This is a genomic window from Vibrio astriarenae, from assembly GCF_010587385.1.
GTDB classification, from domain to species: domain Bacteria; phylum Pseudomonadota; class Gammaproteobacteria; order Enterobacterales; family Vibrionaceae; genus Vibrio; species Vibrio astriarenae.
Genome location: NZ_CP047476.1, coordinates 1,438,042 through 1,455,676, shown reverse-complemented (window position 1 = coordinate 1,455,676; position 17,635 = coordinate 1,438,042). Strand labels below are relative to the sequence as shown.

Below are 17,635 nucleotides of genomic sequence, written 5' to 3'. Positions count from 1 at the left end.
TTTCATTACCCTTTGTTCAGTGAAGACCAGTGACCATGTAGGACACGTTCTAATTCTAATGCGCTCTTTTGAACCGAATCTTGCGCGGTTGCAAGGGTCTTTTTGCCCCCTTCAAAATCGCCCGTAGTAAGGTCAAATACCGTACTGTAAGTATCTGCACATGTTTCGAATGCACGGCTGCGAGGAATAGTTGCCATCATCACCTGGTCACCCAGCAGATAGTTCATCTCTGTGAGCACTGATACCTGTTTTTTGTTGTCATCTTCAAACATGGTTGGCATCAAGCGCACGAACTCAAGACCATTCCAATCTTCTGGGAACATTTCGTAAACGGTGGGTAAGTGCTGGAAGAAATTAACTGTTGATGCCCAGTCCAAGCGCTTCGCGGCGCATGGAATTAATAGTGCGTTTGACGCGTACATCGCATTCCAAACTAATGGGTCTACGTGAGGGCCTGTATCAATCATGATCACATCAAAGTCGTCAGCTATCTTATCAATCAACTTCTCTTTAAGTAGTTTTACGATATCGAGCGACTGGTTTTGCGACAAGCTTTGCCACGCTTCAGCATTAAACATCGCATCTTCAGGGAAAGCTGAAACCGTCTTTAGGTTTGGATACTGTGTCGGTAATAACACTGATTTGCGTAAGAAATCTAAGTCAACTTCTGTTTCTTCCGGTACGTTATCCAACATGATATCAACGGCAGAATAGATGTTATCGTGTTCTGCCACACTGATTTCAGGATTCAAGAACAGGCGTAATGAGCCTTGCGGATCCAAATCGATAAGACAGATACGGTAACGTTTATCGAGGTTTAGCGCCATACAAGCAGCCAAATGAACGGCCGTCATGGATTTACCCGTACCACCTTTTTGGTTTTGGACGTTAATAATCCAAGGCTTGTTGTCTTGGTTTTTTTTACGCTCATGAAACTTAGGTACACCTGCCGCATCCATAAGCATATGCGCTTCTTGCAAAGAGATAGAATAATGGTTGGCATTGTTTTTGGTAAACTGGTGCCCTTCCGCTTCCAGTTTTGTGATCGCCTCATCTAATTTACGTCGAGTAAGACCAGAGCGTGTTTCCATTAATGCCTTTGACATTGGAGGAAAATGATCGTCATTACGCTCTTCTAAGATAATTTCAATGCGATCCGCTTGAACTTGTTGCGTCTGTTCCGCTAGTTCGTACAAGTTCTCAATTGTTTGTTCTCTTTTCATCGCCAAGCTTCCGTAACAATATACTCTTCCTATTGTACAGCGAATTAGATTATTTTCAATTAAAAGGTGTACGAAATCATTGTGGTAGAAATCACATTAATTTAATGTCGACTACGTTTAATTATGATCAAGTGTCAAATATCCGTCAAAAATGACTTTTATTTGTGCTCATAACACCTGATAAAGTAGTAAACTTTTAAAACGTTACAGTATCACTTATTTACAATGTAAAGGCATTTAATCCATATTTTCATCGGAACGATTCAAACCTGATGAGATATTACGGCCAATGTCATTTCAACGAAAACATCAGGATATAGCTCACCTCTCATGTTATAACTCAAGTCAATTATGGTCATAGGCAGAACGACAAAAAACTGTTTCGCTACCAAACGTGTTGTATAAATTTTATGCATAAGTGGGAAAGGGAGCTTCCAATTCGTTGCTGTATAACAGTTAGGAAACATGATCAAGGTATTTCCTTGATCATGCTTTCACATAAAACTCCGAGATTAGGAACAATGATCAAGAAAAACTTTCGATTAAAACTTGCTTGATTTGATGCTACATACCATCCATTTGAGATCCATTACAGATGATCTTTTTCGGATCGATGATCAAGTACATAACGTCATCGGAAGCATGTAAACTTTTGGCTAGATTACGGATGAATGCTGATGAACACTAGGGTTTCTTGCTTGTAGATGAATAAAACGGTGAAATTGAACGACAACCATTGATAATCCTATGAAACGCACCATTACTTGATCATGCTTTCGTCATTTTCAACACCAACACATTGGTGACGAGCCGACGCCTGTTAGCTCCAATCTCTGCCTACACAGCGCAATATTGAGATCAAATCATGCGACTTGATCATCGTTCCGCTGTAAAATGCATCTAATAAAAGGCTGAAAATGGTCAAATGGCACATAATCCATCAAAATTAAATGGGCTTGCCACGAGAGTACCCTTCTCTTCTGTGGATAACCTGTTAAACCGTGATGATCATGCTTTCAAACGGACGTTGATCATCTTTCGAGGATTAACATGATCATGCTTACAAAACATCGTGATCATTGTTACGAGACTCAGATGATCACGCTTTCGATATCTACTTGATCATACTTCCGAAGTATCCAAGGTTTTTTACTTTTATTTTCAATTGCTTACAGCAAGAAAAAATGCCAGATCATAAGATCATATTAATCAATATATATCATTAAAAACAAAAAGATCAGTTTTATAAAACAACAAGATTTTTCTTTATTTATGATCTCTTTTTCTTTATCCTTTCGGAACTATGGCAAACTTACGGATAAAGATAGTCTGATACTATGAGCACTGACGATAAAATATTGATCAAACTTCCACGTACACACAAAGGTGGCCACCTCTTTCAAGTATCAGAATCTTCTATCGAATGGATTGAACAATACCCTCATTTCAAAGGGGTAACGAAAAGTATTGTCGAACTACTTAATCTAATCGCACTTCAAGGACTGCGAAGTAAAGATGGCTATGTATCAACAACAGAATTGATTGATGCCACAGAGGGTGCTTTAACTCGCGCAGCAATTCAACAAAGGTTACGTGCCGCCGTTGGTATTGGTTTGTTCACCCAGCATCGTGTTAAGTTTGAAGAAGGCTTGGCTGGGAAAACCATGCTACATCGATTTGTTAATCCCAACCTGCTGATCTCCGCTTTGGGAAGCACAAGCCTAATCACTGAAAGTGCTAAGCAAAATGAAAAGCAGAAACGCTCCAAAGCGCTAGCACAAACTCAAGTTAACCGACGTCTTTTAACCGAGCACGGCTTGAATACCCCACCAGCAATGAAGGACGAGGCGGATCAATTTGTGGTGTCTCCGACGAACTGGGCTGGGATCATTGATCAAGCTCTTGCCCCACCACGAACTCGTAAAAACTATCAAAAGTCCATGGTCTCGATCTCAGGCACACGTGCAGTGATCGAGACTCGATCGTCTAAAAACATCATGACCGTCGACGATCTAATGACTTTGTTTGCGTTATTTACTCTTACTGTCCAGTATCATGATCATCATCGTGAGGCTTACCAGCTTCATGGTGTTGCTGCGCCAAATAAAACGCCACTTTACATCACGGATATCTTGTCACTTCGCGGAAAAAAGGATAGTGGGCCCGCAAGAGACTCGATTCGTGACAGTATTGATCGTATTGAATTTACGGATTTTCAACTTCATGAACTCACTGGGCGCTGGTTGAGTGAGAACATGCCTGAGGGTTTCAAAAGTGATCGTTTCCGCTTTCTTGCCCGCACCATTACAGCTTCTGAAGAAGCCCCAACAGAGAATGCGGATGGAGAAATCCGGATCAAGCCTAACCTATATATTCTTGTGTGGGAGCCCTCGTTTTATGAAGAGCTCATGACGCGAGACTATTTCTTCTTGTTCCCACCAGAGGTGCTTAAACAGCATACCTTGGTATTCCAGCTGTACTCTTACTTCCGCAGTCGCATGTCGCGTCGTCATACTGACACTATGCTGCTGTCACAGCTTAACCAAAAGTTAGCGCGCAATATAGAGTGGCGTCGGTTCTCAATGGATTTGATCCGCGAGCTTAAAAAGCTGTCGAAAGGCAAGGGTAGTGACGAGCTGTTTGTTGTTAATCTTTGGGGCTACCATCTGACGATCGAAACGATCACCGAGAAGGACAAAGTGATCGACTATCAAGTAGATATCAAATGCGATGTTGAGGAAGTCTTACGTTACTGTCGCGCTCGCACAACCAACGCCGGAAAGCGTAATATGGCCCCGACACTACCAAACCCGCTGCGTAATGAGATGGTCACTAAACAGCAGCTCGATGAGTTATCGAGTGTGATTGATGGCGAGTTTGAGCCGATTCAGCGTAAGCCGGGTGCGAACAAGGGGAAATTAGGTCGTCGAGTTAAGCAGCGTAAGCACTTAGTTGAGATCAATGCGGATGAGATAACCATCACCCTCACGAAATATACCTCCTCAGAGGCTCTAGAACGCAGTATCACCGCTTTATCTGCAATGACCGGACACTCCCCTTCATCGATCAAAGAAGAGTGTGACGCGCTGTTAGAGAAGCTTGATTGGCTGAAAGTCAAAGATGAGGTCGTTCCTTACGAAACTTTGAGCCAGATTGTGGAACTTTATAACAAGCAATCTGAAGTTAAGCACCTTACCATCGAAAGACTGATCGCTGGTTTAGCGGTTAGACGTAAAGTCTGTAAGCAGGTGTTCGATGGGCACCTGGATGAGAATGTCTTTAGAGCTCTGGATGAGATGTCTGCCTAGTGGTCAATGTTACACCACTAATGAGTTGAAATGCTTGGTTACACTTGATGGGGAAATAGACAGTTTTCGCGCATTTCTCTGACACTTCACTGACATAGGTGGCTAAGTTGACCTCTAATATGAATCTCGAATAGACAACCTTTTGTCCTTTCTGATGAATTAGATTGGCTCATATTGTTACATTCATTCTGAATATTTTGCGAGTTCTTTACGGACTCGCTTTTTTTTGCCTATTGGCTGGGTAAGGTCTGTCTCTTACTTGGTTAATCCTTGATCATGCTTTCAGCTGCGACAGGGTAGCCAACAGCTTAGATGGCCACCGGTTTCACTGCTCGTACTTAACGCTCAATAATCTGTACCACTTCCTCTTGAGCGATGCTCATCTCTTTACCATCAACATCCTCGTACTCGTACATTCCGGTTTCTTCATTCAGTTCAGGTTCACCGTAAGAGGTGATGATCTGACCATCGTTGGTGGACATCAAATACTGAGTACTGCCGCATGCTGTGATGAATAGAGAGATAAAAAGTAAAGTTAATGTGCGCATAGCTAGGTCCTAAGTTGCTGTGAGATTGTCACATTTCAACTATAGCAGGGTTTGATCAAAGCGAAGGTCGAGAGTCGTTACCTTGATCATTCTTCCGATAAGAGTGCATTTGATTTGAACGTCAATCGCTAAGGAAAAGTGTGACGTAGAATCTCTAAATCTACGCCGCTATTTGACGTAACGCAAAGCAAACAGACGTGAACTATAAATAGAAATGACAATAAGCTACCCCTATCACAGAAAGGCAGAAAAATACTTAACAGTAAAAGAGGCCTTTGCTAAAGATTAGTTATTCCAACATGGTTTTATCGGGAGGAAATTATGTCGATTAATTCTATTGACCATGATGAAATGTCAACCATCACTCATAAGTGGGATCATGACAACTTACCTGACGAGATTCAGCCAACCAAGCAGGTTAAATGTGCTGAAGCACGTCGTCGTATCGAGATGCTAAAAGAAATTCGAGAAAGCGGTCTGACTATGGAAGAGGCCAAAGAACTCGGCCTGATTCATTAGATTACTATCTTAATTTGGGGAAAGTTTGTGGTTAACCTTCCCCAATCAAGTTCAATTGCTTAAATGTATTTGCTGATAATGTCAGCAATTTTCCCTTCGGCTTTGAGCTGAGCAAGTTTCTGATTTATATATTTTTGTAGATCTGCGTCCATATCTGGTGATAGCGCCAAATAGATCGAGTAATCAGGAATGACTGATGAAAATGATGTGATCGCAAATTTCGACTTTGCTAACCCGAGCTGATTTATGTTGTAGATAACGCGCGATTCCATTTCGACAAACACCGTTTCTCCAGGCGTGCGCTCTATTACTCGGTATGCTGCTTGATAATCCTTGACTCGCATTTCGTGCACTAAACCATCTTTGAAAAATGGTGTGAGACTTGGGTAATCGAATCCTCTGAGCAGTACGACAGACGCCCCCTCAATGTCCTGCATTTTGCTAAACTGAACCGGTTGTTTGCCGCTAGAAACCAGTACGTGTTTTACGGTGTAAACGGGTTCCTCCGAGAGATTTTCAGACTGAACTCTTCCCCAATTTGGACTACCATAAGTTAACCAGTTACTTTCGCCACCACTTTCTAATGTGGTGATCATTCGATTAAACGGAAATGTGTGAAACTCGATTGAATGATCAGAGTCTGCAAAGATCTCTTCAACAATGTCGGTAATGATCCCTGAGTGATTCTGTCCTTGTTCTTCAATCTGAAACGGCCTTGCTTGCTCCGATATCACGTAATAGTTGACGGTAGTGGCCTGAGCGGTAGCTTGCACAAACATAAGTAGTGCCGCCAAAATGCTGATGAGTCTTTTCACTGTAACCTCGACGTTAGTTTGTTCTTGCCTATAGTTAGTGTAGAGGACAACTAAGGTAAATATTGCATATGAGCTCATTACAAAGAAGCAAACATCGATTGAGCATAGTCAACCAGCTTGTATTTGCGATTGTCTTGCTCAGCATAGTTCTGACACTCATTGTGTCATCTGTGGACTTATATCGTGAGCTCAACAACGAGTTGGCTCGCGTTGACACGAATTTGGAACTGGTAGCGAAGAGCCATTTGGAGAGCTTGTCAGCGACACTGTGGGTGGAAGATAGAGAGTTACTTGCGACCCAAGCTCAAGGTATCTTAGACCTACCTTCTGTCGATTACATACAGATTCAATCTCATTCTGAACAGATTATTCAATTGGGCCAGGAACTCGAAGGGGGAGCGCGGGAAAAAGATTGGATCATGACGTATCAACTTGGTGAGAAAAGTTACGATCTGGCTATTTTGACGGTGAAATCTGATCTAGACACGATCTATCAAGGTCTATGGTACAAGTTCATGTACCTAGTTTTTGTGGAAGCGATAAAGATTGGGCTCATCATGCTGGGCTTTATCGTTGTCGCTTTCCGTCTGTTGATAAAACCATTGCAGCTCTTGTCAGGGGCTGTCAGTGATTTTCGTGGTGGCTACGTTCCCCAACAAGCGGTGTTACCCAAGCGTTGGTTTTTTGATGAGATCGGTCTTCTTACCTATCGATATAATCAGAGTTTACAACGAATTAAACAACATCAGATGGAACTTGAGCTAGAGCGTGATCGAGCTGAAGTGGCAAATCGCAAAAAAAGCGAGTTTTTAGCCACAATGAGTCATGAAATCAGAACACCGATGAATGGTGTGATTGGGATCAGTTCATTACTCCATGAGACGAAACTCGACCCTCAACAGCGTGAATATGTGGAAATTATCAATACTTCATCTTCTTCGTTGATGCAAATCATCGATGATATCCTCGATTTCTCAAAGATAGAGGCAGGGAAGATTGTTTTGGAGCCCACAGAGTTTGAGCTTATCTCTTTGCTCGACGATCTTTGCCGTCTGTATACACTTCGGGCTCAGCAAAAAGGCTTGCAACTCATTTGTGAGCTTGATAGTTCGCTTCCACAAGGGGTATTCGCAGACAAAGGACGTCTTCAGCAAATATTGAACAACTTACTCAATAATGCGGTTAAATTCACAGAGTCTGGGCACGTCAGGTTGCAGGTGGATTTGCTCAAAATAGAGAACGCGATTGCTGTCGTGAGTTTTAAGGTTGTTGATACTGGCATTGGAATAGCAAGTGAGCATCAAGAAGACATATTCGAGAAGTTTCAACAGGCAGATGGGAGTACGACCCGTAAGTATGGTGGTACTGGTTTAGGATTGGCCATATGCAAAAGCTTAGTCACAACGATGCAAGGGCAATTGTCTCTCACAAGTAAACCGGGTCTCGGTAGTTGTTTTGAATTTTCTATACCAATTGCCGTTGCTCAAAGCGACAAAACAGCGCTAACCAAAACGAGAATATTAAACCTTGCTGAACGAACTGTGGAAGATCAGCCCATTGCTGCGATACAGGCCCCGCTTAAACATACTGTTTTGGTCGTTGAGGATATCGCAGTCAATCAAAAGGTGGTGTGTTTCATGCTAAAAAACCTCGGCATTGGGGCCAGGGTTGCAGGTAACGGTCAAGAGGCGGTATCTGAGTGTGAAGAGCACGATATCGATCTGATCTTAATGGATTTACAGATGCCAGTTATGGATGGGTACACTGCGACGGAGCTTATCCGTCAAATGGGCGTTTGGGGAAAACAAGTCCCTATTGTTGCGTTGAGTGCAAACGTCACAACTGAAGATAAACAGCGATGTATTGAGGTCGGGATGAATGAGTTTATCTCCAAGCCAGTCACAAAGGATAAAATTCAGTTTATATTGAACCAATACTTAGAGGCGGATGATTGGGGAGGTCCGGTAGAAGGAGATTGCGTCACTTAGGTTGTTTTCGGTGTCATAGCGTTCATTTGTGATATAATTGCCAGCTTGATTGATAATTTCTGAGGTTGCTATGTCATTCAACTTGTCCCTATTGCCTTCTGATGAAAAGAATACCATTGAACTCGATAAACAAGCCTCTTTCATTGTTTGGAAAGTCAAAAATGGCAAGGGCACATTTGAGGAAGTACAAACTCAGCTGGACAAATTAACCAACCCTGCTGAGAAAGAGGTTTTTCAGTCATCGGTGATGAAGTATCGCCAGATGATGGGGCTGTAGGGCTTGTTATTAGTCAAAGAACACCGTTCTAAACGGTTTAGCTAATTGAAAAGGGCAATGGTTTTGCTAAACTCTTTGCCGTTAAAAGTCGAACACTAGAGAGAACATCCCGATGGGAAGAAGTTTTGAAGTGCGCAAAGCCTCAATGGCGAAAACAGCAGGCGCAAAAATTAAAGTTTATTCTAAGTACGGTAAAGAGATTTACGTTTGTGCGAAAAATGGTGGTTCTGACCCTGATATGAACCTATCGCTGAAGCACCTGATTGCAAAAGCGAAAAAAGACCAAGTACCCGCTCACGTCATTGATAAAGCCCTAGACAAAGCAAATGGCGGTGGTGGTGAAGATTACCAACCAGCGCGTTATGAAGGTTTTGGCCCAGGTGGTACAAGCGTGATCGTTGACTGTCTGACAGATAACGGCAACCGTACATTCCAGGATGTTCGTCAGTGCTTTGTTAAAACAGGCGCTAAAATTGGTGTTGAAGGCTCTGTCTCTCACATGTTCGCTCACCAAGCTGTATTCCAGTTCAAGGGCGAAGATGACGAAGTCGTGCTAGAAGCGCTGATGATGGAAGACGTTGATGTTACCGACGTAGAGCTAGAAGATGGTGTTATCACTGTATTCGCTCCGACGACCGAGTTCTTTAAAACTAAGACCGCTCTAGCTGCGGCGTTTCCAGACTTGGTTCTGGATGTTGAAGAGATCACTTTTGTTCCTCAGACTCACACGCCAGTTGCGGGTGAAGATGCTGAGAAGTTCCAGAAGTTCTTGGACATGCTAGATGACTGTGATGACGTTCAGCAGGTTTACCACAACGCTGAACTGTAATCTAAAGCACTCGTTGTTGTTTAAAAGCCGGTAGAAGTTTCAACGATGAAACTTCTACCGGCTTTTTTGTTTTCTGCTGATTTATCAGTGACATCCCCCTCCTTTAACGATAACTTGTCACTTTAAGTGAAAAACAGACGATAAAAGGATCGGCGATGAAAGTGACTTTTCTAGGCTTAGGCGTCATGGGCTACCCAATGGCTGGGCATCTTACCAAAGCGGGTTTTGATGTCACCGTGTTTAACCGAACTCAACAAAAAGCACAGACGTGGGCAGAGCAATACTCTGGTCGTGCATCTGAAACAGTGGGCGATGCAGTCGCGGATGCCGATGTCGTATTATTGTGTGTTGGTAATGATGATGACGTGCGTAGCATGACCACCAGCGAGGGTGGGGCGCTTGAGTTTATGAAAGAAGGCGCAATCTTAGTGGACCATACCACCACCTCGGCAAGCCTCGCAGAGGAACTCTCAGAGGCGGCTCAAGCGCGTGGTATTCGCTTTATGGATGCTCCGGTATCGGGTGGTCAAGCTGGTGCCGAGAATGGTGTATTGACGATTATGTGTGGTGGCGAGCAGGCCCTGTTTGATGACTTGCAGCCAGTTTTCGAAGCGTATGGTAAGTCCTCGGTGCTTATGGGCAGTGTAGGGCAGGGACAACGCGCCAAAATGGTGAATCAGATCTGTATTGGTGGTGTGTTGTCGGGCTTGTCAGAAGGCTTATTGCTTGCAGAAAAGTCAGGTCTAGACATTGCTACAGTGGTGGATTGCTTGAAGCATGGTGCGGCTGGCTCATGGCAAATGGAAAACCGTGGCGTCACCATGTCTGAAGACAAGTTCGATTTTGGTTTTGCCATTGATTGGATGATCAAAGATCTCGGTTTCTGTCTGGATGAAGCGCAGCGACAAGGTCTTAAGTTGCCTCTGACTGAAAAAGTGATTGAGCAGTACCGTGACTTAAGCCAGCAAGGTGACAACCGCATGGATACCTCAGTTCTCATTCGAGCGTTGCGCAAAGAGCAAGGTTAACTTTTACACTGTAAATAACCCAGTGATAAAAATAAGAGCGCCAAGTGGCGCTCTTATTTCATAAATTTAGGCGATTGCTGCCGGGTAGTCGGTATAGCCTTTCTCATCACCACCATAAAACGTTGAGTGTGCATCATAACCGATAGGGGTCAATCCGATGTTGTTCTCAATGCGATAGACAAAATCTGGGTTAGTAATGAACGGTTGTCCAAATGCCGCTAAGTCAGCGTAGCCTTTCTCAATCAGTTCTTGAGCGGTTTCCTTTGTGAGCTTGCCAGCCACCATAATTGGATTTGGATAAATAGCGCGAGCCTGTTGACGAAATGCCTCAGTTGCTTCGGTGTAGTTTGAGATGTTTTCACTGAAATGAACGTACGCTAGGTTTATTGGCACCATTTTTTTAAGTGCAGCAAGAGTAAGGTCGATAATTTCATCATCAGCCTCGGCGTAACCCTCTGTCACAAAAGGAGAGAGACGAATTGCTGTTTTATCTCCGCCTATTTCATCGGCGACTGCCTGTGTCACTTCAAGCATAAAGCGCATACGATTGTCTTTATCACCACCGTAGTTGTCTTGACGTTGGTTGCTTGCTTTGCGCATGAACTGGTCCAACAGGTATCCATGTGCCCCATGAATTTCAACACCATCAAAGCCAGCTTCCATTGCATTTTTTGCCGCTTGTACAAAGTCATCGATAGTCTGTTGAATGTCCTCCTGCGACATTTCGCGCGGCATGCCTGTTTCAATCATGCCAAAACCACCGTCAGGTAGCGGCCCAAACACCTGGTCAGCTTCTTTAATCGCTGAGGCTGACACAATGGTTTCACCAGTAATTGACTCGTGGCTACGACGTCCGACGTGCCAAAGCTGAATGAATACCTTGCCGCCTTGCTGGTGAATGGCTTGCGTGGTCTTTTTCCATCCATCAATGTGCGCTTGAGTGTAAATCCCTGGTGTCATGGAGTAGCCTCGGCCCACACAAGAGATAGGTGCTCCCTCTGTTATGATTAGCCCTGCGGTTGCGCGTTGGCCATAGTAGGTGGCCATAAGATCGTTTGGTACATCACCCGGTTGTGAAGTGCGTGAACGCGTCATGGGTGCCATAACAACGCGATTAGTTAGGGAAGTATTACCAAGATTGATTGGTGAAAATAGTGTCGTGCTCATAACTAGGCTCCTATTCGAAATCTGCGCCTAGTTTAATGGATACGTTTGTTGCAATTAATCTCGGTTTCGACATATTACTTTTGTCAAAAATGAAATAATGCAGGTAAAAACGCCCAGTGTTTGAAAGCAATCACTGGGCGTTTTGTGGAGAACGTCGCTGACTAGTACCCCATCAACTGCAACAGGTTCTCAGCGGTACGTATTGCTTCCTTGCGGTTGGCAATATTGAGTTTTTGATACAAGTTACGAATGTGCGTTTTGATCGTCGTTCCCGCGACATCGAGTTCTTGTGCGATCTGTTCGTTGCTAAATCCAGAGTAGATCAACCCCAATACCTGCCACTCACGCTGCGTCAGTGGACTGGTACGAACCAGTTCCGGAATATTAGGGTGATTGACTAGCTTCTCAACAAACTCCTCGTCAAAGTGCACGGAGCGGCTGCGCTGTGTTGTTGAGATGTCTTTCATCAACTGCTGAGCTCGGTGACGCTCTAGATCACCCAGTTCGGTTTTATGGATGAGCTTCTCTAGTAGGTGGCCAATTTTGCTGCCATCCACCAAGAAGTTGCCCAAAATACCGGTCTGGTTAGTCATCTCTAACGCGTATTTGAGCTTGGCACGTGCCTCATCGTCTTGGCCTTTGCTCGCGAGCAAGATGGTTTCGACAATCAAGTTGCGGTTTGTATCGGTGATTAGTTGGTGCTTGTCAGCTTCTTGCTGCAAGAATGACAGCGTTTTTTCTGCCTTCTCGAATTCACCAAGACTAATATAAGCACGAACAATGTTACGCCACTGCAGTTGAGTGAAGTGGTTGCACGCTTGGTCTGGTCGAGTCGCAGTCTCAAGCCATTGCTCTACGGCGCTGCTGTCGCCTCGAGCTTGCCAAAACAGCAATAGAGATAGCGAAGCATTGGCTGTCCAATCAACATGGTAGGTTGATTGCTTCATCATATGCTCAATCTGTTTGATGAACTTCGCTGCTTTGTCTAGCTCTCCACGGCCAATCGCAATACGAGCGAGCATGGAGTAGGAGTGTAGGTGGCGGCTATCGTTCGAATTACTGAGCACTTCAATCGCTTGGTAAGCACACACCTCAGCTTCATCCAAGCGGTTCCAGCACCAAAGCAGTTGCGAGCGAATGCGAAGTAGAAATTCATTCATTGGTAACTGCTGAAGTTGATGCTCTTCAATCAGCTTAAAGGCATTATCTTGCACTTCATATGCTGCTTGCACGTAACCTTGTGCAATCAGTATTTCGCTTTGCTGCAGCATTGCCCAAAGCGCTTGATGATACACTTGATATTGGCGTGCGAGTTTCTCAGTTTGCTGCATCATCGGCAGTGCACGGCTGAGATGACCCAATACGTGGTTCACTTCACCTACAACAGAGGTGGCAACGATACGGCTACGGTAGACAGTATGATCTAATTGACTTAGCGCCAATTCAGCTAACTCTAGAGCTTGCTCTGGCTGGTTGAGGTTGATGGCGACCTGCGCCTTCAGTGCATTCAACTCACCCTGCTCTTTGGTGGAAAGGATGACGTCGTACGCCTCCATGTGCTCAATGGCTTTGGTCAGCATATCGCCAACGTTGTTGTAACCATTTAAGCTCTGCTCAACCCAGGCTTGCAGCATACACAGTTTTGGCACAGTGTAGAGCTGCTCTGGCGCTAAGCTATTGATAGCCTTCTCAAGTGACTCAAGCTCGCCTTGGTTGAACATCTTCCAACCATGTTCTCTAAGGATAGAGGCCATCAGCTCAGTGTCGTTAGACATCTGCGCATGACTCAGTGCACGGTGAGGCATGCCTTGCTCTAGCCAGGCTTGGGCAGCAGCTTGATGCAGTTCCCCCTCTTTTTGCGGAATACGTGATTGACGCTCATGCGCCAAAAATTCTGCAAATAGATTGTGGAAGCGGTACCAGTTGTGCTCACCTTCGAGTGGGTAAACAAACAAGCCATAACGATTGAGAGACTCAAGCATGCTAAGCGCATCTTCACGCTTCGTGAGCGTGGATACGAGTGAGTCATTGAAGTGATCTAATACCGAGCACTCTAGGAGGAACTGGCGTGTTTCCTGATCTAAAAGGTCAAACACCTCTTCAATTAGATAGTCCCATAAGTGCGCGTGATTAAATTGTGACACTGACTCTGCAGATTGCACGAGTGTACGCTGGTGATGCTGCGCTTGCAGGGCGATCAACTGAAGAGCAGAAGGCCAGCCTTCGACATAGGTACGCAGGCTGTTTGCCGTTTGGTCATCGATACCATCATCCACACGTTGATTGAAAAAGCGCGTCGTTTCTTCAGTATCAAACGCAAGCAGTTCATTGCCGATCTCTATCATTAGATCACGCACGCGCAGATTTGCAGTGCCAAGCGGTGGGGCTGAACGACTGGTGACCACCAGCGTGAGGTTGTCAGGCATGTGCTTTAAGAAGAAGCGCATTGCCTCGTGAATTTCATCATCATTGATGAGGTGATAGTCGTCGATAACGATATAGCTCTCTTGATAAAAATCAGAAAGCTCAGTGAAGACTTCACCAAAAAGCGAATGCAATGATGAGAACTGACGTTTTTCGGCCAACTTTTGCGCTTTTGGGCAACTGTCGTCGGTCGCTTTGTTTAGCGCTTGCAGGAAGTAGTTGATAAAGCGGAATGGGTCATTATCACTCTCATCTACGCTGTACCAACCTACATGGCTTTTGTCTGCTAACCATTGTGCAGCCATGGTGGTTTTTCCGTAACCCGCGGGTGAACGGAATAACACCAACTTGTAGCAGTTAGCCTCTTGCAGCAAGTCTAAAACTCTTGGGCGTAGAATTGCGTTATGCAATCGGCCTGGTCGAGTTAGTTTTGATGGTATCCACATCTTATTCTTACCCTAATTTATCCTATGCACCGTTATACGGTGTCTCTATTTTATCAGTCATACCTTACTAAGACGGCAAGGATGACTTGGGTATGGTCATGTTACTGAAAGAGAAACAGGAATGGCATTGATCCAACCCTCTTTTTCACTCCCATTTCGCAATGTTGGGGTGACTACGCCCTAACTTTGTGGTTTGCGTCACATAAAGTGTTGATTTGATCTCTATGATTAAATCTCATTGCACTGGTTGTTGGCCCCAATATGCGGTTCGGAAAAATATTTGTGACCGAGATTAAAAAAATCTCGATAACTCAATAAAGGTTCATTTTTCTGTCATTGGGTCAAGTTGTATATAAAACGAGCATGAGTGTGATCCGGTTCAACTCAAAATGGCTCAAAACAGGCATGAGTGAGAGTTAGATCACCTTCTTTGCAGAGTAATAGGCTCTACGCCCTGTGCTCTCCTCCTATCCTCCACCCCTACCGGGAGGATGTTTTGCAATAGGGGAAAATGCACGATATGTCGTAGATGGATTAAAACCAATAAGTGAGATTTCGGTAATGAAACCTACTCAACAACAAAACTTCGATAAAGCTGCATTCCAAGCAGACGTGAAGAAACACCTTTCAGCGACTTACGCTACAACTGTAGAAACAGCATCACCACGCGCTTGGTACCTAGCAATGGGTCGCGCACTGGCTGAACTGACAACGTTTGACTTGCTAGAAACAGAGCAAGATCCAAAAATCAAGAACGCGAAAAGTGTTAACTACCTATCTTTGGAATTCCTTATCGGTCGTTTGACTGGTAACAACCTTATCAGCATGGGTCTGTACGAGCAGATCACTGAAGCAATGGAAGAGCTAGGTCAAAACCTAACAGACCTTCTAGAAGAAGAGCGTGATCCTTCTCTAGGTAACGGTGGTCTAGGTCGTCTAGCAGCTTGTTTCATGGACTCTTGTGCAGCGCAAGAATACCCAACGGTAGGTTACGGTCTACACTACGAGTACGGTCTATTTAAGCAATCTTTCGAAGATGGTCGTCAAAAAGAAGCACCAGACGCATGGCGTGGAGTTGAAGGCTACCCTTGGGAAGTTGCTCGTCCTGAGCTTGCTCAAGAAATCGGTTTCTTTGGTCACGTTGAAGTGATTAACCAAGGCGGTAAAGAAGTACGCAAATGGGTTCCAGGCATGTCTGTAAAAGCAATGCCATGGGATCTTCCAATCGTGGGTTACGAGTCAAACACGGTGTACCCGCTGCGTCTTTGGGAATGTCAGGCAATCGCTCCTTTCTCTCTAGAAAGCTTCAACAACGGTGACTACTTCGAAGCTCAGCACGCGCTGATCGACGCAGGTAACATCACAAAAGTTCTTTACCCGAACGACAACCACGAGAAAGGTAAGACTCTGCGTCTAATGCAGCAGTACTTCCACTCAGCAGCATCTGTACGCGACATCCTACGTCGTCACGAAGCAGCAGGTTACACGCTAGCGGATCTTCCTAAGCAAGAGACTATCCAGCTTAACGATACACACCCAACTATCGCTATCCCAGAATTGATGCGCATCCTTCTTGATGAGAAAGGCCTATCTTGGGAAGAGGCATGGGAAATCAGCTCGCACACATTTGCGTACACAAACCACACTCTACTGCCAGAAGCACTAGAAACTTGGTCTGAGTCGTTGATCCAGCGTCTACTTCCTCGTCACATGGAAATCATCTTCGAAATCAACCACCGCTTCCTACAAGAAGTTCGTGCAATGTGGCCTGGTGATGGTGAGAAGCAAGCTAAGCTTTCTATCATCCAAGAAGGTTTCCACCGCATGGTTCGTATGGCTAACCTATGTGTTATCGGTTCATACGCAGTGAACGGTGTAGCAGCACTTCACTCTGAATTGGTGAAAGCAGACCTATTCCCAGAGTTCCACGAGATGTACCCAACTCGTCTACACAACGTAACGAACGGTGTTACACCACGTCGTTGGTTGAAATTCTGTAACCCAGGCCTATCGGCTCTTATCACTGAGAAGATTGGTTCTGAGTGGCCAGCTAAGCTTGAGCAACTTGAAGGCATCGCGAAATACGCTGATGACGCTAAGTTCCAAAAAGAGTACATGGCAGTTAAGAAACAGAACAAACAGCGCCTAGCGGATTGGGTTAAAGAGAACATGGGTATCGAGCTAGATACGAATGCTATCTTTGATGTGATGATTAAGCGTCTGCACGAGTACAAGCGTCAGCAGCTTGATTTGCTACACGTGTTGTCTCTATACCACCGCCTACTGAATGACCCAACGTTTGATATGACGCCACGCGTTGTATTCTTCGGCTCTAAAGCGGCACCAGGTTACCACCTAGCGAAAGAGATCATCTTTGCAATTAACAAGGTTGCAGAGAAAGTAAACAACGACCCACGCCTAGGCGGTAAGCTGAAAGTGGTATTCATCCCTGACTACCGCGTAAGCATGGCTGAAATGTTGATCCCAGCCGCTGACGTTTCTCAGCAAATCTCTATGGCAGGTAAAGAAGCATCAGGTACGGGTAACATGAAGATGGCGCTTAACGGTGCTCTAACTATCGGTACGATGGACGGTGCAAACGTTGAGATCCGTGAAGAAGTTGGTGATGAGAACATCTACATCTTCGGTCTAGAAGTTGATGGTGTGAAACGCACGCAAGCGGCAGGTTACAACCCATACAACTACTACAACGCTGACCCACTATTGAAAGCATCTCTAGACCTACTGCTAGGTGATGAATTCACTCCAGGTCAACCAGGTCTGCTACGTGCGACGTACGATAGCTTGCTAGACGGCGGTGACCCATACCTATGTCTTGCTGACTTCGCATCTTACGTGAAGGCACATGAAGACATGGACGCGCAATACCGTGACCAAGCGGGTTGGGCGAAGAAAGCGATTCTTAACACGGCGCTAGTTGGCAAGTTCAGCTCAGACCGTTCGATTCGCGACTACGTGAACAACATTTGGAAACTAGAAGCGGTTAACCGTTAATTTCCAAATCGTTAAGACAAGCCAAGGCAACCGCCTTGGCTCTGTCAC

At 44.9% G+C, this 17,635-nt stretch carries 12 protein-coding genes; 7 read left to right on the top strand and 5 right to left on the bottom strand.

The window, feature by feature from the left end; all coding sequences use genetic code 11:
• Window positions 1–5: 5 nt before the first annotated feature.
• Complete coding sequence (locus GT360_RS20735; RefSeq protein WP_164650830.1) at window positions 6–1,223, bottom strand: ParA family protein; 1,218 nt, start codon at window positions 1,221–1,223, stop codon at window positions 6–8.
• A 1,337-nt stretch (window positions 1,224–2,560) separates the two neighbouring features.
• On the opposite strand from GT360_RS20735, the gene GT360_RS20730 reads away from it, so the two are divergent.
• Window positions 2,561–4,531, top strand: coding sequence for a replication initiator protein RctB domain-containing protein (locus tag GT360_RS20730; protein WP_164650829.1), 1,971 nt, complete (start codon window positions 2,561–2,563; stop codon window positions 4,529–4,531).
• 338 nt (window positions 4,532–4,869) lie between these two features.
• Here GT360_RS20730 and GT360_RS20725 read toward each other — a convergent pair whose 3' ends face one another.
• The gene (locus tag GT360_RS20725; protein WP_164650828.1) at window positions 4,870–5,079 is read right to left on the bottom strand and encodes a YgdI/YgdR family lipoprotein; all 210 of its coding nucleotides are present in this window, start codon (window positions 5,077–5,079) and stop codon (window positions 4,870–4,872) included.
• Window positions 5,080–5,400: 321 nt separating this feature from the next.
• Between GT360_RS20725 and GT360_RS20720 the strand changes: the two genes are divergently transcribed.
• Entirely contained in the window at window positions 5,401–5,598 is a 198-nt protein-coding gene (locus tag GT360_RS20720) for a hypothetical protein (protein WP_164650827.1), read from the top strand.
• Between the two features lie 59 nt (window positions 5,599–5,657).
• Here GT360_RS20720 and GT360_RS20715 read toward each other — a convergent pair whose 3' ends face one another.
• A complete protein-coding gene (locus GT360_RS20715) occupies window positions 5,658–6,413 on the bottom strand; it encodes a substrate-binding periplasmic protein (RefSeq protein WP_420825457.1) in 756 nt (251 codons plus the stop codon).
• A 68-nt stretch (window positions 6,414–6,481) separates the two neighbouring features.
• Here GT360_RS20715 and GT360_RS20710 point away from each other — a divergent pair, with 68 nt between their 5' ends.
• The 4 genes from GT360_RS20710 to GT360_RS20695 all read left to right on the top strand — a co-directional run bounded on the left by GT360_RS20710 (window position 6,482) and on the right by GT360_RS20695 (window position 10,535).
• Window positions 6,482–8,401, top strand: coding sequence for an ATP-binding protein (locus GT360_RS20710; RefSeq protein WP_164650826.1), 1,920 nt, complete (start codon window positions 6,482–6,484; stop codon window positions 8,399–8,401).
• A gap of 70 nt (window positions 8,402–8,471) precedes the next feature.
• A complete protein-coding gene (locus GT360_RS20705; protein WP_164650825.1) occupies window positions 8,472–8,678 on the top strand; it encodes a DUF3283 family protein in 207 nt (68 codons plus the stop codon).
• A 112-nt stretch (window positions 8,679–8,790) separates the two neighbouring features.
• Window positions 8,791–9,507: a YebC/PmpR family DNA-binding transcriptional regulator gene (locus tag GT360_RS20700; RefSeq protein ID WP_164650824.1), complete on the top strand. Its 717-nt coding sequence runs from the start codon at window positions 8,791–8,793 to the stop codon at window positions 9,505–9,507.
• A gap of 140 nt (window positions 9,508–9,647) precedes the next feature.
• Window positions 9,648–10,535, top strand: coding sequence for an NAD(P)-dependent oxidoreductase (locus tag GT360_RS20695; RefSeq protein WP_275426981.1), 888 nt, complete (start codon window positions 9,648–9,650; stop codon window positions 10,533–10,535).
• A 66-nt stretch (window positions 10,536–10,601) separates the two neighbouring features.
• Here the strand turns inward: GT360_RS20695 and GT360_RS20690 are convergent, their stop codons facing one another.
• Both GT360_RS20690 and malT read right to left on the bottom strand, forming a co-directional pair.
• A complete protein-coding gene (locus GT360_RS20690; RefSeq protein ID WP_164650822.1) occupies window positions 10,602–11,702 on the bottom strand; it encodes an alkene reductase in 1,101 nt (366 codons plus the stop codon).
• A 161-nt stretch (window positions 11,703–11,863) separates the two neighbouring features.
• Window positions 11,864–14,572 carry an HTH-type transcriptional regulator MalT gene (gene malT, locus GT360_RS20685; RefSeq protein WP_164650821.1) on the bottom strand — a complete coding sequence of 903 codons (2,709 nt, stop codon included), beginning with the start codon at window positions 14,570–14,572 and terminating at the stop codon, window positions 11,864–11,866.
• A 561-nt stretch (window positions 14,573–15,133) separates the two neighbouring features.
• Between malT and GT360_RS20680 the strand changes: the two genes are divergently transcribed.
• Window positions 15,134–17,587, top strand: coding sequence for a glycogen/starch/alpha-glucan phosphorylase (locus GT360_RS20680; RefSeq protein WP_164650820.1), 2,454 nt, complete (start codon window positions 15,134–15,136; stop codon window positions 17,585–17,587).
• Window positions 17,588–17,635 lie beyond the last annotated feature (48 nt).